Origin of the sequence: Mucilaginibacter lutimaris (assembly GCF_042676625.1) — a bacterium.
In the GTDB taxonomy this organism is placed as follows: domain Bacteria; phylum Bacteroidota; class Bacteroidia; order Sphingobacteriales; family Sphingobacteriaceae; genus Mucilaginibacter; species Mucilaginibacter lutimaris.
The window spans coordinates 301850-320917 of the sequence record NZ_JBHTIA010000009.1; the positions used below are offsets into that span (position 1 = coordinate 301850).

The following is a 19068-nucleotide window of genomic DNA, read 5'->3' on the forward strand; positions in this document are numbered from 1 at the left end:
ACGTACCTTTGCAGCACATCATACCAAAAAGTATAATTAATGAGTAAAATTGAAATGACTAAAAAACACTTAATTACGTGCTCCGTAATCTTGGTGCTGGTTATCATTTCCAGACTTAACATTTACAGTACAGACCCCGTTTACGTTCACAAAACTATCGCTAACGTACCTTCAAATTACATCTTCAATAAGCATGCCGAAGAAGCCGAAGCAACGTATAATTTTGCCAACGAAGCCCTGCCTGTAAACGACAAAAAAGTAGATTTTAAATTAAAAAAATCAATAGCAAAACACAGGTACAAAACGGTTCAGTCGAACGTTTTGCATGCAAAAGCCGACAAGATGTTCCCTATCATCGAGCCTATCTTGAAATTCTACGGCATCCCCGAAGATTTTAAATATGTACCGCTGGTAGAATCGGGCTTATGTGAAGGTACATCGCCAAAAGGCGCGCGTGGCGTATGGCAGTTTATGCCCGGCACCGCACGCACTTATGGTTTAAAGGTTGGTAAGGGAAAAGATGAGCGCTTGAACCTGCGTAAATCTACCATTGCGGCGTGTAAGTACATTAAAGAGCTGTACGGTGAGTTTAATAGCTGGACACTGGCCGCTGCAGCCTACAACAACGGTTCGGTAAAACTGGAACGCGCCATGAACAGGCAAAATGAGGATAACTACTTCCGCATGACGCTTAACCGCGAAACCGGTTCGTACGTTTACAAGCTTATAGCGATGAAAGAGATCATTAATAAGCCTGCAAAATATGGTTATAAAAACTTTTATAGCTATATGCAAAAGCCAATGCCGTTTTTAATGGCATACAACAATTAAAGTAATTTAATATTACGGAGCACATTCAAAAGCCATCCCAGGTAGGGGTGGCTTTTTTGGTTAAAAACCGCGTCTTGTAAATATTCGTAAATGGGTGATAACCGTACCGGTCACAATATCCTCCCCTAATTAATTGCAGCCAACGCTTTTGTACTAATACTTTAACGGTACCTTAAAAACAATACTATGAGTAAGATGGAGCATGCGCTTAGGTATTTACAAGCTGTAGAAAAAAAATACAAGGATTACTTTACTAAACACCGCCTGAAGATAACCGATTGTGTAGCCATCAGCCATGCCGGTAATACGGTAAACGTTAGCATCATTAACAACACACTGCCATCACACATACAGGATGATATAAGGGCCATGTTTTGGATATAAATCCCACAAAAAAGCCCCCTCAGTATAACCAGGGGGCTAAAAGTAAAAGGGGTATTAAATAATTACAATTTCAGTTTTACAAAATATAATCTGTTGTGATCTACCGAATTTGTAGCCGGTAATATTTTTTGAGCAAAACCGCTTGCGCCGTTATCCACCACACCAAAATCATCATCATTTGATATAACCAGTATGTTTTCTTTTAACAGGGTAATGCCTTCGGCTTTATCGTGAGGGTAAACTTTTGGCAGATCTTTTAAAAGGTCTACTGCCAAGGTTTTGGTAACAGGTTTTATACCTGCTGCCTGTAAGCCGGCCGCGTCATTTAATTCTTCTACAGTTTTGCCGCCGTAAAGCTTGCCATTGGCGCTATTTGCATCATCAGAAATATCAGTAGCGTTGCTAATATCAATTTTAAATATCTTTTTGAATGTAGCCGGGTTAGTTGGCGCGCCACCATACAGGCCATCACGCTCTATGATTAAAAAAGTAGTAGCGCTAACTGCTAATATTTCGCTGCAGCCCGTAAGCGCTTTGTCCTCCATTGTATAAGCATATTGTTTGGTTTTACCGGATGCAATTTCGTAAGTTAAAATACGTAACACTACCGAGTTAGCTACGGCTGCTTTTGTAGGGTTGTACATTGGCGATTGCATGATGCCTACCAATGTTTTACCATCAGGCGTAATGGTTAAACCTTCCATACCACGGTTGGCGCGGCGTTTTGCAAATACCAAAGGTAAGGTTCGGCCACCAGTACCTGTACCAAAGGGGTTGATGCGTTCTATAGTTTTGCCTGTAGCATCAAAATGTACTATGTGTGGGCCATATTCATCGCTTATCCAGAATGTGCCGTCTGCGGCAAGTACCATACCCTCCGAGTCGATGCCATCGGCACTTGTAGCAATACAGCGCCATTCAGGTCATACGGCGTTTCGCCGCTGTTGCCCTGCCCAACAGGATTGGGTAAACCGTTAAGGTTAGCGCCCGCGGCATTTTTAAGGTTGATGGTTTGCTCGAGGTATAATTTACCATCCTTTAAACGGAATTTCCCAATGGCCGGGGTGAAATCTGATTTACCCAGGATTATAGAGTTGGCAATTGTGCCGGCAACGTTTGGCCCACGGTCGGTAAGTAAATAAAAAACATTAGGGTCGTTAGGGTCGGCAGCTACTGCCGAGCCGAAGCCCCCATTGTACACTTTTACACCACCGGCTGTGGTAAATAATACGGCAGGGTCATTAGCCTCGGCCATATCCGGGTAAGTTACAGGTGGCGTTACAACCACGTCATGATTATTTTTTTTACATGCAGCTAAGCTGATGGCTGCAAAAGCAAGAACACTGAGTAAAGTTTTTTTCATTTGGAATAGCGCTTGTTTGTTTTGGCAAATGAAGCCATGTATTGTAAATACATTGTTAACTTAAAAACATTTGTTTTGCAGCCTAATTAACATATTGATGACGAGGGTTAATTTTACATTAACAGGCACTTCTGGCCCTGCCCAGAGTTATAAATCCGTGTTGTTTTTGCGTATATTTGCGAACTTTTTTAGTATTAACACGGCCAATTAAAACCAAGCCGTGTTTATAGCGTTTTCCATAACAATATATGAGCGAAAAAACATTAGATCTGGGCGAACAAAGTGAGGTTGAGGTTTATGGTGCCCGGGTACATAATTTAAAAAATATCGACGTTTCTTTCCCCCGTAATAAGCTGGTTGTAATAACCGGGTTAAGCGGCAGCGGCAAGTCGTCATTAGCCTTCGATACCATTTATGCTGAGGGGCAGCGCCGTTATATGGAAACATTTTCGGCCTATTCGCGCCAGTTTATGGGCGGTATGGAGCGGCCTGATGTGGACAAAGTGTCGGGCCTTAGCCCGGTGATCGCTATCGAACAAAAAACAACCAGCAAAAACCCGCGCAGTACAGTTGGTACCATTACCGAGATATACGACTTTATGCGTTTGCTTTTTGCCCGTGCAGGTGATGCCTACAGCTATACCACAGGCGAAAAGATGGAGCGCATGAGCGAGGACCAGATCCTGAAAACCATTATGGAAAAGTTTGACGGGCAGCCGGTAAACATCCTGGCGCCTGTGGTAAAAGCACGTAAAGGTCACTACCGCGAACTTTTTGAGCAAATACGTAAACAAGGTTATTTAAAAGTATATGTTGACGGCGCTATAGTTGATGTAGAGCCCAAAATGCAGCTGGATCGTTATAAGATACATGATATTGATATAGTGGTTGACCGCCTGGTAGTTAGCGAAGCAGATAGCAAAAGGCTTTATACCTCGGTGCAATCGGCATTAAAAACCGCCAAGGGTATTATCCGTATTGCGGATAAAGACAATAACGTGGCTTACTTTAGTAAGTATTTGATGGACCCGGTATCGGGCATTTCTTACGATGAGCCTCAGCCAAATACATTCTCGTTTAATTCGCCGTATGGTGCCTGCGAAAAGTGTAACGGACTGGGTTATATATTTGAGGTAGATGAAGCATCGGTAGTGCCAAATCCTAAACTGAGCATCTTAAACGGCGGGCTTGCACCAATTGGCGAATACCGCGAAACCTGGATCTTCCAGGTGTTAAAGGCGCTGGCTAAAAAGTATGATTTTTCTTTATCGACACCGATAGAAAAACTTACCCGCGAGCAACTGGATATGATATTGAACGGCACGCCGGATATGATAACCGTTGCCGTAGAGTATAATAAATGGAACGTACAAAACTACCAGGTTACATTTGATGGTATCATACGAATGCTGGAAGAGCAGCAGGAGCGACGCAACGAGGAAGGTATGGACGATATGGAAAACTATCGCGTATTGCGTACCTGCCCCGTTTGTGACGGCGCCCGCTTAAAAAAGGAATCGCTGCATTTTAAGGTTGATGAGAAGAACATCTTTGAATTAGCCTGCATGGATATTACAACGCTCGATAAATGGTATACCGGCCTGGAAGACCGCCTGAGCGAGCGCCAGAATGTTATTGCTAAAGAGATTTTAAAAGAGATCCGCGCGCGCATTGGATTTTTGCTGGATGTGGGCTTGAGTTATTTAACGCTCGACCGTACCGCCAAGACCCTTTCGGGTGGCGAGGCGCAGCGCATCAGGCTGGCTACGCAAATAGGTTCGCAGTTGATGAATGTGATGTATATTTTGGATGAGCCAAGCATCGGCCTGCACCAGCGCGATAACGAACGATTAATAAATGCTCTTAAAAACCTGCGTGACTTAGGTAATACCGTGTTGGTTGTTGAACACGATAAGGATATGATACTGGAAGCCGACCACGTTATTGACATGGGCCCGGCTGCCGGAGTGCACGGCGGTACTATTGTAGCACAAGGCACCCCTGCGGAGTTAATGGCACACCATACCTTAACCACGTCATACATCAACGGCGAGCGCGAAATAGCCATACCTAAAAAGCGCCGTGAGGGTAATGGTAAAACATTGTCGCTTAAAAAAGCGACGGGGCATAATTTAAAGAAGGTTTCTGTTGATTTCCCGTTGGGTAAACTGATAGGAGTAACCGGGGTGTCGGGTAGTGGTAAATCAAGTTTGATCACCGAGACCCTATACCCGATACTGAACCATCACTTCTTCCGTGCTAAAAAAGTGCCTTTGCCTTACGATAAGATAGAAGGACTGGAACACATTGATAAGGTAATTGAGATAGACCAAACCCCAATTGGCCGCACACCCCGCTCAAACCCGGCTACTTATACAGGTGTGTTCTCAGATATCCGGAACCTGTTTGTGGCACTGCCAGAGTCAAGGATCCGCGGGTATAAGCCCGGCCGTTTCTCGTTCAATGTAAAGGGTGGCCGCTGCGAAACCTGCCAGGGGGCAGGCCAAAAGGTGATAGAAATGAATTTCCTGCCGGATGTTCAAGTGCCTTGCGAAGAATGTGGCGGCCGCCGCTACAACCGCGAAACCCTGGAAGTGCGTTACAGGGGCAAGTCCATCAGCGATGTTTTGGATATGAGCATTGAGGATGCTACGCCTTTCTTCGAGCATATCCCGTCCATCTATCGCAAGGTTAAAACTTTGAATGATGTGGGTTTGGGTTATATCACCCTGGGGCAATCATCAACCACTTTATCCGGCGGTGAGGCGCAGCGTGTAAAGCTGGCAACCGAGCTAAGTAAAAAAGATACCGGCAACACTTTTTACATATTAGATGAGCCAACTACGGGTTTACACTTTGAGGATATTAATGTGTTGCTTGGCGTTATCAATCAACTGGTAGATAAAGGTAACTCGGTGCTGGTGATAGAACATAACCTTGATGTGATTAAAGTGGTTGACCATGTGATAGACCTTGGTCCCGAGGGTGGATCAGGCGGTGGTAAGATCCTCTACAGTGGCACCCCCGAGGGTTTGTGCAAGGTTAAAGAGAGCTTTACAGGCCAGTTTTTGAAAAAGGAAATGGGGGTGAAGTAAATTACATGTACAGAAACTTGTACATGTAATTGTGCTTTAGTATCTTTATAAAAATCAATTTTATGATTACCACCTACACAAATTTCCGTCAACAGCTAAAGGCATACTTAGATAAGGTTAGAAGCAGCCATTCGCCGCTTTTTGTTACTACTGCGAACGGTGAGGATGTAGTTGTGCTTTCAAAATCTGATTATGAAAGTATGGAAGAAACTTTTTACCTTTTAAAAAACCCTAAAAATGCTGCAAGATTATTAAAAGGTATTGAGGATTACGAAAAAGGTTTAGGTAAAGAAAGAAGCTTAATCCAGGAATGAGGATAATTTTTCTTGAGCAAGCATGGGAAGATTACCTTTATTGGCAGGGCACAGATAAAGCTACTCTTAAAAAGATCAACTCATTAGTTAAGGAAATTGAACGGCTGCCTTTTGAAGGCAATGGAAAGCCTGAACCCTTAAAATACAATCTTTCGGGCTGGTGGTCGCGCAGGATTAACCTAGAGCATAGGCTGGTATATAAAATTGATGGCGATGCAATTGTTATAATACAATGCAGATATCATTATTAATCTCCAAACAAAAAGCATAAATCCTATCTTTAAGGTATATGCTGCCCTTATTAATTGCACAACAAATTCGCGAAGCGGATGCTTATACCATCGCTCATGAGCCTGTAAGTTCTATCGACCTGATGGAGCGGGCCAGTAAGGCTTTTGTAGGCTGGTTCATCAATCACTTTCAGGATAAGAAACAAACTATTGCCGTTTACTGCGGCACCGGCAACAACGGCGGTGACGGCCTGGCCATCGCCCGCATTTTATGCGACCATGGGTACTGTAATATCGATGTGAAAATTTGCCGGTTTAGCGAGAAGGCGAGCAATGATTTTAACGCAAATTTTAAGAGACTTAAAACGACAAAAATCGCCATAAAAGAACTTAAAAACGGCTTGAAAACGCCTGTAGAAAATGCTAAAATAATTATTGATGCGATGCTGGGCAGTGGCCTGAATAAACCACTTGAAGGCGACTACAAAAAGTTGGTGGAATACCTTAATGATCTGAAAAAAACCGTGGTTGCCGTTGATGTGCCCACAGGGTTTTACACCGATGGAGAGATCCCAAAAGATGCTACCGTTTTGAAGGCCGGCCTGGTGATTACCTTCCAGCAACCCAAACTGAACTTTCTGCTCCCCGAGAGCGGGCCATATATCAATTGCTGCGAGGTAGTCAAAATTGGGCTGGATGAAAACTTCCTGCAAAGTGTTGACACCCCTTACTATCTGGTAGAAGAACAGGACGCGCGGCAAATCATTAAACCACGCCATCGTTTTAGCAATAAAGGAACGTATGGTCATGCGCTGATCATAGCGGGAAAGGATGAAACTATGGGCGCAGCGCTACTCTCGGCATCAGCATGCGCTCATGCCGGGGTAGGGCTTACAACGGCATGCATCCCACGCAGCGGACTGATTGCTTTAAATAGTTCGATGCCCGAGGTAATGGCTTTGGTGCGTGATGAAGGCAAAACACCCGATATTGAATGGGATAAATATAGCACTATAGGTATTGGCCCGGGTTTGGGAAAAGAGCCGGGTACGCTCAAATTGCTAAAAGCGGTAATCAAAAACTATGATAAGCCAATTGTAATAGATGCCGACGCGTTGAACATTCTTTCCGAAAATCAAGGACTGTTAAAAAAACTGCCTGCGGGTAGCATTGTAACGCCTCATATGAAAGAGTTTGACCGCTTATTTGGTAAGCATAACAATTGGTGGCAGCGCCTGCAAACGGCCAAGGCTAAGGCTAAAGAACTTAACATATACATCATCCTTAAAAACGATTATACCATTACGACTACGCCCGATGAAAAGCTTTATTTTAATTCGACAGGGAATGCCGCTATGGCAACAGGCGGCATGGGCGATGTACTTACCGGCATTATCACATCATTGCTGGCTCAAAAGTATTCTCCGCTTGATGCGTGTATATTAGGGGTTTACATACATGGCAAGGCGGGCGATGAACTGGCGATGCCAAACCGATTAAATGTAGTGTTACCCACAAATATTATAAGCCGGTTACCCGTTACCATGGCAAAATTTAAGGCATAAAAAAAGCGAATGTCAGTATCAAACACTCGCTTTCAAACTATTAACTGATCTTATAAAGAACTATATACTTCTAACTAATTACATATATGACGTACGAGCCATATAATAGTTACACTAACAACGCTAAATATTTGTTTGTTTTATTTGATATACGTTTTTTAACAAAACTTTAACAAAAACGCCGTTTTGCAAGTCACAAAACGGCGTTTCAGAAAGGAATTTTTTTATTAAAACGTGCCTATAACTACCATTTGATCCATGGTTGGGTTAATGCTGCCTCCGTTAGGTTCAAGCGTAACAGCAAAGCCCTGGGCATATGCTATGGCCTTCATCTCTTTTATACCGGCTGTATCTGCCTTTGGCAAGTCAAATACGCCCATATCTACGGGTTTGCCATTTACAAGTGCCCATAATTGGTATTGGTGTTTTTGGTCGTGCTGTGGCAGTTTCATGCCGGGCATATCAACCATAACTTTTTTACTTACCGTGTTCCATGCAAGCACCATGGTTGCTGCAGGTGTTTTAGCGGTGCCTTTAAGTTTTAATACTTTAAAGGCTGTATCGCGATATACCTGTAATTCGTTATCGCGCAGGCTAACCTGGTTGGCCATACGCAACTTATCTGCTTGTAAAGCGGTAAGCTGGGTGTTTGAGTCCTGCAGTTTGCTATATAGGTTAACCAGGCCATATACGCTTATTAATAAGAGTGTAAGGCATGCGGCAAATGCGTATTTATAAAAGCTGGTTACACGTGCAATTGGCAGGGCTACAACATTGTCATCATCCTGATGCGTAACAGCTTTACTGAAAGTGTTATCGTCGCCCAAATTAACCAGCAGGTTGTTTAAAACACGCGAACGTAAATGTTCTGATGGTTCAATGGCATGTTCCTCTGCATACAACTCCATCGATCTTTCTATCTCCGCAATCTCCGCCACAATCTCAGGATGTTTCGCAGCCATCTCCTCCACCTGCGCTTTTTCAGTAGCGCTGATGTCACCCAGAACATAAAGTTCTAAGATGCCCGATTCGATATATGCCTTAACGTCTTCCACTATTCATTAAAATGTTTTCTGAGTTGTAGTATGGCCATTCTTAATCTTGTTTTTATGGTTCCAAGCGGTACGCCAAGTTCTTCGGCGGCTTCCACGTGGGTATACCCTTTAAAATACACAAGGTCTAAAATTGACTTTTGCTCGGGTTTAAGAGTAGATACTAAATCCTTGATACCCAATAACTCAGGCTTGTAAACTGTGTTTTTTTGTTCGTCAATGAAAGTTACGTTATTTTCAAGCTCATGGTTTTTGCTCTGGTTCTTAAAATCTTTCGACCGGATCTTATCAATAGCTAAATTGCGTGCAATATTAACCATCCAGGTAAAAAGCCGGCCCTTCTCGGCGCTATAGCCCGAAAATGAATGCCAGATCTTTACGAATGTTTCTTGCAAAATATCTTCAGCCGCGGCTTCATCTGTAATGATGCGTGAGATAACACCGAACAGCGACGCGGAATACATATCATATAATGCCTCAACCGCTATCTTCTCACGATTGCGCAAAGCAAGGACTAATTCATCCTCAGATAATGATATTTTGCGTTTGGGGCTCAATTTGATGAAGATAGAAAGGAAAACTTACATTTCAAACAAATGTTTTTCGGCATGGTAAGATGAGCGAACCAGCGGACCGCTTTCTACATACCTGAAACCTTTCTTTAATCCCCATTCTTTATAGCTCGCAAATTGATCGGGGTGGATCCAGTCTACAACCGGGTGATGGTTGCGTGTTGGCTGAAGGTACTGGCCTAAGGTTAGGATATGTACGCCTGCTTCCAGTAAATCGTCCATTGCTTCCAGTACATCTTCTTCACGCTCGCCCAAGCCAAGCATAATGCCCGATTTGGTGCGGAGCCCTGTAGCCGATGTGCGCTTTAACGCCTCAAGGCTGCGGTCGTATTTGGCTTGTATACGCACTTCGCGGGTAAGGCGGCGTACGGTTTCTAAATTATGCGATACAACTTCGGGGCGCGTTTCTAAAACGCGCTCAAGGTTATCCCAAATGCCACGAAAATCGGGCAGTAAAGTTTCAAGGGTAGTATCCGGACTTTCGCGGCGGATAGCATTAATCGTTTCGGCCCAGATGATAGAACCACCGTCTTTAATATCATCGCGGTCTACCGATGTTATCACACAGTGTTTAACCTGCATCAGCTTAACCGAATTTGCCACTCGGTTTGGTTCATCAGTATCAACAGCAAGCGGCCTCCCGGTTGCAACCGCGCAGAACGAACACGAGCGGGTACAAATGTTGCCAAGTATCATAAATGTAGCTGTACCTGCGCCCCAGCACTCGCCCATATTGGGGCAATTACCGCTTTCGCAAATGGTGTGCAGCTTATGTTCATCAACCAACCCACGTACATGGGCGTATTCCTTCCCTACCGGAAGCCTAACCCTTAGCCAGTCGGGCTTGCGCTGCGGCTGTATGGCGGGTACTACTGGCAAATCTATCATGATACAAAAATAGGTAAAAAGCAAATAGGTGCATCCGGTGTGTAAACGAATATTACGCAGAAAGGATAATAGGGGAAAGAGTTTATTTAATCCTATAGATGAGAAGTGTGGCAATCTTGTAGCGATCGGTTAATGGCTCTGTAAGTAGGGGATTGCCACGTCGCTATCGCTCCTCGCAATGACGCGAAAAAAATCCGCAGAATAAGTCCTGCGGATCATATCATTTTCTGTTGACTCTTATATCTCAATTCTACTAAGCCATCACGCTCATAGCTTCATCTATAGAGATTGAGCCGTGCGATTGGTCGAGCACGCATTCACCATCTTTGATCAGCAGCATCTGCGGCGATTCGTGGTAAACCGAAAAATCTTGCGCTACCTTGTTTGACAGGTCGCGGTGTTTGATAAGATCTAAGAAATAAAGCGGCATATCTGCCGGCAGGTTCTCCCAATCCATCTCAAAACGCCTTTTAGCCATCATGCTGATAGAGCAACGGGTGCTATGTTTAAAAATTAAGCTATAACCCGCTTGCTGTTTAATATTATCTATCTGTTCTGCCGTATCCAACGATATCCATTCCATAAAACAAAGGTAGTATATAGTGCCTGTTCAAACGTAAAAACAATGTAAAACTGCTTTAGTTTTAGGCAAAGAGGTGTTAATATGACAAATGGCTGTATTAGCGGTGGTTAGGGTACGAACCGTATGCAGGGCATAACTTATTTGAGCATGAAGCCATGGTGCCTAAGGCCAGTGCGAAAATTGCTATGTATAATATTTTTTTCATGTGCTTGTTCAACTGAGTATTTGTACGGTTTTTATCCAATTAATGTTTCATTCAAGCCGGCCATTTTAATAGCTGTTACAGCAGCTTCGTCGCCTTTATTGCCATGTTTGCCGCCACTACGGTCAATAGCCTGTTGCTGATTATCAGTAGTTAATACACCAAATATAACAGGTTTTGAATATTTTATGGCAACATTGGTTACGCCATTTGCAACCGCGGCGCAAATAAAATCAAAATGGCGCGTTTCGCCCTGTATCACACAACCCAGGGTAATTACAGCATCAAACTTTTTATTTTTAAGTAACAGCTCGGCACCTGTAGTTAGCTCAAAGCTTCCGGGCACCGGGTACGAATGGATATTCTCGGGTTTGGCGCCGTATTTTATAAGGGTGTTATAAGCACCCTGATATAGTGCATTGGTTATTTCTGCATTCCACTCGGCAACCACAATACCAAAGCTATAGCCTTGGGCCGATGGGATCTCGCTCGCGGTTGAAAAATCTGACAGGTTTTTTAATTGAGTAGCCATTTTGTTATTTAGAATGGGGTGGTAATGTTATAATAAACATATATTGAGCCCCTAATTTTGGTTAAAGATAGAAATTATGATTATAAAGCTTACAACATCGGTCGATACTTAAGATTCGGTCAATTCGCCTCTTAGATCCTTTTCCAAACAGCGTTTTACTTCTTTAGGGTCTTCAATTTCGCCCAGGAGGTACATCATTTTGGTAACTGCTGCTTCATAGGTCATGTCGTAACCGTTGGCTACACCTATGTCTTTTAGCTGCTTACTGGTCTCATATCGGCCAAGTTCAACAGTGCCCACTTTACATTGTGATATATCAAGGATGACTTTGCCATTGTCTATCGCGTTTTTAAGCAGGTCGATAAACCATTGGTCGGTAGTGGTATTACCCGCGCCAAATGTTTCCATTATAATTCCCCTTACATCAGCGCCTAATATGGTTTCTACCACCTTGGGGCTAATGCCGGGGTAAAGTTTCAATACGGCCACATCGTTAACCAGGGTGTTATGGATCTTTAACGGGCCTGTTCCCGGTTCGCGAATATCGTTTACGCTAAAACGCAGGTGCACGCCCGACTCGGCCAGTATGGGGTAATTTGGAGAGCGGAACGCCTCGAATTTTGATGAATTATACTTGAATGCCCGGTTGCCACGAAACAGCTTATAATCAAAGTATATGCAAACCTCGGGCACACGAGCCTTATCGTTCTTTTTGGCTTTAGCTATCTCTATGGCGGTCATCAGGTTCTCTTTAGCATCAGTACGTACCGCGCTAATGGGCAACTGCGACCCGGTGAAAATTACCGGCTTATCCAGGTTTTGCAGCATAAAGCTTAAGGCCGATGCGGTGAACGCCATCGTATCAGATCCATGGAGTATAACAAACCCATCTACCGTGTCGTAATTAGCTTCTATAAGTGCGGCAAGTTCCGCCCAAACTTCGGGGTTCATGTTTGATGAATCGATAATATGCTCAAAGGAGTGTACCTTAATTTTGCAATTAAGCTTCTCCAGTTCGGGCACGTTATCCATAATCTGTTCAAAGTTGATGGGTACCAACGTTTTTGTAACAGGGTCGCTCATCATACCAATTGTCCCTCCGGTATAGATGATCAGTATCTGGCTCATTTAGGTCAGGTTTATGCTTTAAAATAATAAATTATACACCAAATATCTTTATTGAATTTTGGGTGGTGATAGCCGCCACCTCATCAATGGGTATTTGATATAACTCCGCCACTTTTTGGGCTACGTAAGTTAAATAAGAGCTTTCGTTAGGTTTACCACGGTACGGAACAGGTGTAAGATACGGAGAATCGGTTTCTAAAACGATATGCTTTATATCAATTTGTGGCAGTACTTTATCAAGGCCTGCATTTTTATAGGTAACTACACCTCCAATGCCCAGGTAAAATCCCATATCGGTAATTTTATTGGCCTGTTCAAGCGTGCCGGCAAAACAATGGAAAATGCCGCGCAGTTTATCATCGTTATTGGCCTGTAAAACCTCATAAACCTCGTCAAATGCATCGCGGCAATGGATCACTATAGGCATGTTCATGCTTTTGGCCCAGTCTATTTGCAATTTAAACGCCTGTTTCTGCTCGGCCAAAAATGTTTTATCCCAGTAAAGATCAATGCCAATTTCGCCAACGGCATATACCGGATATTTATGTAACGATGCCACAATAAGCGATAGCTCATGTTCCCAATCCTCCTTTACAGAGCAGGGGTGCAGGCCCAGCATGGCATAACAGTTATCGGGGTATGCCTGCAGCAAATCAAACATCATGGGTACTGATGTCGCGTCTACATTGGGCAGGAATAGACGATTAACATTATTATCCAGGCTACGCTGCATTAAAGCTTGGCGCTTATTGGCATCAGCCTCGTAATATAAATGGGTATGTGTATCGGTAAATACCATGGTACAAAAGTAAAAAAGCCTTCGTTTCGGAAGGCTTTTATATTAATTTTTCTTTTTTACGGCAGTTCGCTTTTTAAGCGGCGCTTTTTTTATAGGAGCTTTGGCCGCCGGTTTAACAGGAGTGTGTTTAACCCTTGCAACTTTTACCAGTTCTACATCAAACAATAATGTTGAATATGGTTTAATATCGGCACCTGCACCGCGGTCGCCGTAAGCTAATGCCGATGGGATGATGAAAGTAGCCTTAGAACCCTCGTTGAGCAGCGCGAGGCCTTCGTCCCAACCTTTTATGACACGGCCGGTGCCCAAAGCAAAGCTAATTGGCTCGTAAGTACGCCCGGGCTGGTTCAGGCCGCCGGCCTTTGCATCAGCTTCTACGCTACTGTCAAACATTTTACCATCCAGCGTGCGGCCGGTGTAATTAACATATACCGTATCGCCATTAAGCGGCTTTGGTTTTGCACCTGCCAATTTAACTACATATTGCAAGCCTGATGGTGTAACCTTTGTTACAAGGCCTTTATTTTTAATGTATGCTTGAATTGAAGAAGCTTCACCGGCTTTTAGCTTTTCGCCTTCGGCTTTTAATTTTTCCATAGCGGCGTTACGCTCGGCCATAGCTTCTTCTAAGGTTTGTACACCAAGTATTTTAAGCTTAAAAATAAGATTAGCGCCTTTTTTGAAAATTGGCGGCATTTCGGTTTCGTGGCCTTTAAATATCGAGTCGACAGGGACTTTTACAATAGCGCTATCATTGACCGACATCAGCGAGAAAATATCCATCAGGTCGGCAATGTTTGTTGAGGGGTGAACCTGCGTTTTTACAGGCTGCCCTTGTTTGTAGGTGCTAAATAAAACCGAATCTGTTTCGGTAGCCTGGATAGCGTTAAATGTAATAATATCGTTTTGCTTAAGCTTTGCTCCCGGGTTAGTACTAATGATTTGATATTGCAGGCCCTTAGCGGTACGCTGGAACTGCGCGTTTGCGTTAACCCCAAACAGGCAAAGTATTAAACCTAAAAAAATAGTATTCTTCATAAGAAAAAAAGCCTCCCGGGTATGCTCCGGAAGGCTGTATAAGTTTTGTTAATTATCTTACTTGCGGCATTCCCGGTTGTTGTACCGGTTTTGGTGCGTTAGGATCTGGTTTAATGATCTGTAATAATTCTACCTCAAAAGTTATTGGGGCAAATGAACCTATACGCGGCGGGTAACCCTGCTCGCCGTAACCAATATTTGATGGTATTACAAATGTAGCTTTAGAACCTTTGTTCATTAACAACAATCCTTCGTCCCAACCTGCAATTACACGGCCTTCGCCAACCGGAACTTTAATTGGCTCGTATTTACGGCGCGGATCAAAAATTTTAGGGTCTGATTTAGCATCAGATTGGATGCTGGTATCAAACAATTTGCCGTTTAACAACCTGCCGGTATAGTTAACAACGGCAGTATCGCCTTTAGCCACGTTAGGGCCGCTGCCCGGGGTGTTAATTTTGTATTGTAAACCAGATGGAGTAGTGGTTAACTGAAGTTTTTTGTCCTCGATATATTTTTTTATCTGCGCAGGCTCTTTCTTCTTGATGATCTCGCTTTGCGCTTTAAAATAATCGGTAACGTGTGCCTGGAAAACAGGATCTGTTTGGTTGCCACGCGGAATTACTTTTTCAACTTTTATCTCGTAAACAAGGTATTTACCTTTAATGCCCGGAGGCCTTGGGGCGCCTTTTTTAAACATCGAGTCGATAGCTAATTTTACAGTAGCGCTATCGCCTTCACTTAATAACAGGAATGCCGAAGAAACATCGCCTTTACGGGTTTCTTTCTCCATTATTTGTGGTACGGGGCGGCCTAATTCGTAAGTGCTGCCTAATACTGAGTCGCCATCTGTTTTCAGGATAAGGTTAAGGCTAATGAAATCGCCGGGCTTAATAGTTGGCCCGGCTTTATCTGTACGGATGTTGTATAACATGCCACCGGCACCTTGTTTAAAACCACCTTTGCAGCTTGCAAGCCCTAATGCCGCCGCTGCTATGATCATTAAATTTTTTCTCATTGTTCTTGTTAGTTCTTATTGTAATAATAGTGTTTTATACTCGGGTAATATTGATTTAAATTTTGCTACTGTTGCCTCCAGCGATTCATCAGACTGGCCGCCTGCCGCGTTGCGGTGGCCTCCGCCCTGGAAATACTTTTTGCAGATCTCATTAGCCGGAAACTCATTTTTTGACCGTAAGGATAGTTTAACCTTATCGCTGCGCTCTACTATGAACGCTGCCAAATGCACGCTTGCAATTGAAAGTGCGTAATTAACAATTCCTTCGGTATCGCCGGTGTTTACATCAAACTTTGCAATATCGGCTTTGCTAACCGACATGATAGCGGTATTGTATTCGGGCAGTATCTCTAAACAGTTTGCAAGGCAATGGCCCAAAAAGCGCAAACGGTTTTCTGATGAACTACTGTATATTAACTCATGTATGCGCGAGTTATTTGCACCCGCGTCTATTAAATGAGCCGCTATGCGATGTACCTCTGATGTTGTATTTGGCAAACGGAACGACGCGGAATCTGTCATGATGCCGGTGTATAAACAGGTAGCCACATCTTTATTGATCAACTCCGGATGCTGTAACTGACCAACTATAAAAGTATAAACCAGTTGCGCGGCCGCACAGGCATTGATATCCCAGTGGCGGTAATCGTCAAAATCTTCGGGCTCCAGGTGATGGTCTATTATCACCTTATAAGCTTTGCTTTCGCCAACTAAAGGGCCCATATCGTTAATACGGCTCAGGGCGTTAAAATCAAGGCAAAATATGATCTCGGCATCGGCGATTAATGTGGCAGAAAGGTCGCGGTTCTCTGTAAAGATGATCACCTCTCCATTGCCCGGCATCCAGTTTAAAAACTCGGGATAATCTGTTGGTGCAATAACTTTTGCGTGGTGGCCTTGTTGTATAAGGTAATTATACATGCCTAACGACGAACCCATAGCATCACCATCGGGTTTATGATGGGTAGTTATTACTATTTTACGGGGCTGACTTAAAAGTTCAGAAAGCGAGGCTAAATCCAACATCAATTTAAAAAGAGTTGCAAAGCTAAGTAAATTAATTAAATACGTATATCATATTTATAGCAAATACTTTAAGTTTCAGTTATAAAACCCTACTTTTGCGCCTCTTTAAATCAACAAAGAACATAATATAATGGCAAATAACAGAACTTTTACAATGATAAAGCCCGATGCAGTTGCAAACGGCCATATTGGTGCTATTTTAGACCACATAACCAAAGCGGGTTTTAAAATTGTAGCATTAAAATACACATCGCTTAGCGCTGAAAAAGCAGGTGAGTTTTACGCTGTACACGCGGAACGCGGTTTCTTTGCAGACCTTGTTAGCTTTATGTCATCGGGCCCTATTGTGGCGGCAATCTTAGAAAAAGATAATGCTATTGAAGATTTCCGTAAGTTGATAGGCGCTACTGACCCAACTAAGGCAGAAAAAGGCACTATTCGTAACTTATTTGCTAAATCTATTGATGCCAACGCGGTTCATGGTTCAGATTCTGACGAAAACGCGGAGATAGAAGGTAACTTCTTTTTCTCGGCTTTTGAGCGCTTCTAAGCTATATTTAACATTGGTAAAAGGCTTTGTAACACAACAGTTACAAAGCCTTTTGTTTTAGCTTTTCTTGTATATTAATAAATAGTATGTATATTTACATATCAAAGCCGGTAAACGCCTTTAATTAACGCAGTTATCATGAAGTCACTTATTAAATACCTTATCTATTCTGTAGTTATCGTGGCTATTATTGTGACATCTATGAACATCTTTAGGGATCATCCCGAAGCACAGTTCGCGTTTATATTTCCCGGTATCTTCTTATTGGCATTTTCGCAAATTATGGACGATAGCTTCCGCAAGGTTTCCCATCGTATTCGTTTATCCCGCGGCAGGTAACAGCTTTACAGGAATATAATATCTGCTACCAGTTCGGTTTTAGCAAACTCGTTTATTTTTTGAATGATTTGTTCGCGCATCATTACCAGTTCGTGCTTAATTACCGATGACTCTATTCGCAGGAACAATTTCTTATCCCGTATAAATAACTCCTTAGTGCGGTTGGCTACAGATTTCCCCACCAGATCAGGCCACAATGTTACAATAGCGGTTTCATCAAACCGGCGTTTAATTTTGTAAACGTTAAGCATTTGCTCAATAGCTTCCTTAAGCGATTTATCGTTGGCCTTACGCATCTATATTGCCCTCCGTTACTTTAAATAATTTCACTTCAACGCTTATTTTTTCAAATATCCCTTCAACCCGGGCGCTGCTGGTATCGGTTATAAATACCTGCCCAAAATCGTTGTTTGATACCATCTGCATTAGCTTGGTTACGCGGTTATCGTCCAGCTTATCAAAAATATCATCCAGTAACAGCAATGGCTTAAACCCGTTTTTTTGAGTGAGGAAAGTGTATTGCGCAAGCTTAAGCGCTATCAGAAAGGATTTTTGCTGCCCCTGCGACCCAAACTTTTTCATGGGCATGCTGTGGATGTTAAACTGCAGGTCGTCTTTATGGATGCCCATAGTGGTACGCTCCAGGATCCTGTCGCGCTCCATGCTTTTCTTTAACAGCGCGGCAAAATCATCGTTCAGCAATTGCGATTCATAATTTAGTTCCACCTGTTCTGCATCTTCGCTGATGAATTGGTAGTGCCTGTTAAATATGGCCGTAAATGTTTCCATAAAAGCCCGGCGTTTTTCAAATATCTTTTTCCCCGATGCTATTATTTGTTCATCAAAAACAGCAAGCAACTCGGGATCGTAACGACCGGTATCGGCAATTTGCTTAAGCAGCGCGTTGCGGTTAGTTAACACCTTATTATAGGCTATCAATTCATCAAGATATTGATGATCGGTTTGCGAGATAACGTTATCAATAAACTTGCGGCGTTCCTCGCTGCCCTCTATAATGATGCTGATGTCGTAAGGCGAGATCATTACCAGCGGTAACAAACCAATATGGTCAGCAAGGCGCTGGTAATCCTTTTTATTGCGCTTAAATTGTTTTTTTTGGTTGCGCTTTACCCCGCAGGCCACAACCTCTTTACTGCCGTTTTTTTGAAAAACGCCGTTTATCATGAAAAAATCGGCGCCTTGCTTAATCTGCTGGCTATCGATAGGGTTAAAGTAGCTTTTACAAAGCGACAGGTAATGGACTGCATCCAGCAGATTGGTTTTACCCGCGCCGTTATTACCCACAAAGGCATTCACCCCCTCGGCAAGCGAAATTTCGGCCTCGGCGTAATTTTTAAAATTGATGAAAGAGAGTTGCTGCAGATACATAAACGGAAGGCAAATTTAGTGTTTTATGGCGGTTTATTTGTTCATTGGCTCATTAGTTTTAGGGGTGGTTCTGTATTTAAGTGCAAGGCAGATATTGCCAATAAAGGTTAGCCTAAACCTTAAATTCAAATGCCTCATTAGCCGCTAATAACAAACCCCTTAACTATCCA

The 19068-nt window shown here is 43.1% G+C and carries 22 protein-coding genes; 8 read left to right on the forward strand and 14 right to left on the reverse strand.

What is annotated here, in order from left to right:
- Positions 1-39 precede the first annotated feature (39 nt).
- Both ACFQZI_RS13995 and ACFQZI_RS14000 read left to right on the forward strand, forming a co-directional pair.
- Positions 40-831: a lytic transglycosylase domain-containing protein gene (locus ACFQZI_RS13995; RefSeq protein WP_377143446.1), complete on the forward strand. Its 792-nt coding sequence runs from the start codon at positions 40-42 to the stop codon at positions 829-831.
- Positions 832-1017: 186 nt separating this feature from the next.
- Positions 1018-1215, forward strand: coding sequence for a hypothetical protein (locus tag ACFQZI_RS14000; RefSeq protein WP_377143448.1), 198 nt, complete (start codon positions 1018-1020; stop codon positions 1213-1215).
- 62 nt (positions 1216-1277) lie between these two features.
- Here the strand turns inward: ACFQZI_RS14000 and ACFQZI_RS14005 are convergent, their stop codons facing one another.
- Together ACFQZI_RS14005 and ACFQZI_RS14010 are read right to left on the reverse strand one after the other, a co-directional pair.
- Positions 1278-2087: an esterase-like activity of phytase family protein gene (locus tag ACFQZI_RS14005; RefSeq protein ID WP_377143450.1), complete on the reverse strand. Its 810-nt coding sequence runs from the start codon at positions 2085-2087 to the stop codon at positions 1278-1280.
- The gene (locus tag ACFQZI_RS14010; protein ID WP_377143452.1) at positions 2054-2578 is read right to left on the reverse strand and encodes a hypothetical protein; all 525 of its coding nucleotides are present in this window, start codon (positions 2576-2578) and stop codon (positions 2054-2056) included. Before ACFQZI_RS14010 ends, ACFQZI_RS14005 begins: the two co-directional genes overlap by 34 nt.
- A gap of 248 nt (positions 2579-2826) precedes the next feature.
- Here ACFQZI_RS14010 and uvrA point away from each other — a divergent pair, with 248 nt between their 5' ends.
- The 4 genes from uvrA (at position 2827) to ACFQZI_RS14030 (ending at position 7782) form a co-directional block, all read left to right on the forward strand.
- Positions 2827-5673, forward strand: coding sequence for an excinuclease ABC subunit UvrA (gene uvrA / locus ACFQZI_RS14015; protein ID WP_377143454.1), 2847 nt, complete (start codon positions 2827-2829; stop codon positions 5671-5673).
- Positions 5674-5735: 62 nt separating this feature from the next.
- Positions 5736-5987 (forward strand): type II toxin-antitoxin system Phd/YefM family antitoxin, encoded by a 252-nt coding sequence (locus ACFQZI_RS14020; protein ID WP_377143456.1) that lies wholly within the window; start codon positions 5736-5738, stop codon positions 5985-5987.
- Positions 5984-6238 (forward strand): Txe/YoeB family addiction module toxin, encoded by a 255-nt coding sequence (locus ACFQZI_RS14025; RefSeq protein ID WP_377143458.1) that lies wholly within the window; start codon positions 5984-5986, stop codon positions 6236-6238. The genes ACFQZI_RS14020 and ACFQZI_RS14025 overlap by 4 nt, the downstream gene beginning before the upstream one ends.
- A 38-nt stretch (positions 6239-6276) precedes the next feature.
- On the forward strand, positions 6277-7782 hold the full coding sequence (locus ACFQZI_RS14030; protein ID WP_377143460.1) for an NAD(P)H-hydrate dehydratase: 1506 nt from the start codon (positions 6277-6279) through the stop codon (positions 7780-7782).
- A gap of 227 nt (positions 7783-8009) precedes the next feature.
- Here ACFQZI_RS14030 and ACFQZI_RS14035 read toward each other — a convergent pair whose 3' ends face one another.
- The 10 genes from ACFQZI_RS14035 to ACFQZI_RS14080 form a co-directional block, all read right to left on the reverse strand.
- Positions 8010-8837 carry an anti-sigma factor gene (locus ACFQZI_RS14035; RefSeq protein WP_377143462.1) on the reverse strand — a complete coding sequence of 276 codons (828 nt, stop codon included), beginning with the start codon at positions 8835-8837 and terminating at the stop codon, positions 8010-8012.
- The gene (locus tag ACFQZI_RS14040) at positions 8837-9391 is read right to left on the reverse strand and encodes an RNA polymerase sigma factor (protein WP_377143464.1); all 555 of its coding nucleotides are present in this window, start codon (positions 9389-9391) and stop codon (positions 8837-8839) included. Before ACFQZI_RS14040 ends, ACFQZI_RS14035 begins: the two co-directional genes overlap by 1 nt.
- A 24-nt stretch (positions 9392-9415) precedes the next feature.
- Positions 9416-10294, reverse strand: coding sequence for a lipoyl synthase (gene lipA, locus ACFQZI_RS14045; protein WP_377143466.1), 879 nt, complete (start codon positions 10292-10294; stop codon positions 9416-9418).
- A 253-nt stretch (positions 10295-10547) separates the two neighbouring features.
- Entirely contained in the window at positions 10548-10877 is a 330-nt protein-coding gene (gene ytxJ, locus ACFQZI_RS14050) for a bacillithiol system redox-active protein YtxJ (RefSeq protein ID WP_377143468.1), read from the reverse strand.
- Positions 10878-11113: 236 nt separating this feature from the next.
- Entirely contained in the window at positions 11114-11611 is a 498-nt protein-coding gene (gene ribH, locus ACFQZI_RS14055) for a 6,7-dimethyl-8-ribityllumazine synthase (protein ID WP_377143470.1), read from the reverse strand.
- A 108-nt stretch (positions 11612-11719) separates the two neighbouring features.
- Positions 11720-12739, reverse strand: a complete 1020-nt coding sequence (locus ACFQZI_RS14060; protein ID WP_377143472.1) for an asparaginase — start codon at positions 12737-12739, stop codon at positions 11720-11722.
- 31 nt (positions 12740-12770) lie between these two features.
- Complete coding sequence (locus tag ACFQZI_RS14065; protein WP_377143474.1) at positions 12771-13538, reverse strand: TatD family hydrolase; 768 nt, start codon at positions 13536-13538, stop codon at positions 12771-12773.
- A 42-nt stretch (positions 13539-13580) separates the two neighbouring features.
- Positions 13581-14576 carry an FKBP-type peptidyl-prolyl cis-trans isomerase gene (locus ACFQZI_RS14070; RefSeq protein WP_377143476.1) on the reverse strand — a complete coding sequence of 332 codons (996 nt, stop codon included), beginning with the start codon at positions 14574-14576 and terminating at the stop codon, positions 13581-13583.
- Positions 14577-14628: 52 nt separating this feature from the next.
- Positions 14629-15594 carry an FKBP-type peptidyl-prolyl cis-trans isomerase gene (locus tag ACFQZI_RS14075; protein WP_377143478.1) on the reverse strand — a complete coding sequence of 322 codons (966 nt, stop codon included), beginning with the start codon at positions 15592-15594 and terminating at the stop codon, positions 14629-14631.
- Between the two features lie 15 nt (positions 15595-15609).
- Positions 15610-16620, reverse strand: a complete 1011-nt coding sequence (locus ACFQZI_RS14080; protein WP_377143480.1) for a DHH family phosphoesterase — start codon at positions 16618-16620, stop codon at positions 15610-15612.
- Between the two features lie 130 nt (positions 16621-16750).
- On the opposite strand from ACFQZI_RS14080, the gene ACFQZI_RS14085 reads away from it, so the two are divergent.
- Both ACFQZI_RS14085 and ACFQZI_RS14090 read left to right on the forward strand, forming a co-directional pair.
- A complete protein-coding gene (locus ACFQZI_RS14085) occupies positions 16751-17170 on the forward strand; it encodes a nucleoside-diphosphate kinase (protein WP_377143482.1) in 420 nt (139 codons plus the stop codon).
- Between the two features lie 138 nt (positions 17171-17308).
- A complete protein-coding gene (locus tag ACFQZI_RS14090) occupies positions 17309-17509 on the forward strand; it encodes a hypothetical protein (RefSeq protein WP_377143484.1) in 201 nt (66 codons plus the stop codon).
- A 5-nt stretch (positions 17510-17514) separates the two neighbouring features.
- Here the strand turns inward: ACFQZI_RS14090 and ACFQZI_RS14095 are convergent, their stop codons facing one another.
- Together ACFQZI_RS14095 and recF are read right to left on the reverse strand one after the other, a co-directional pair.
- Positions 17515-17805 carry a DUF721 domain-containing protein gene (locus tag ACFQZI_RS14095; protein WP_377143486.1) on the reverse strand — a complete coding sequence of 97 codons (291 nt, stop codon included), beginning with the start codon at positions 17803-17805 and terminating at the stop codon, positions 17515-17517.
- The gene (gene recF, locus ACFQZI_RS14100; protein ID WP_377143488.1) at positions 17798-18898 is read right to left on the reverse strand and encodes a DNA replication/repair protein RecF; all 1101 of its coding nucleotides are present in this window, start codon (positions 18896-18898) and stop codon (positions 17798-17800) included. Before recF ends, ACFQZI_RS14095 begins: the two co-directional genes overlap by 8 nt.
- Positions 18899-19068: the final 170 nt, after the last annotated feature.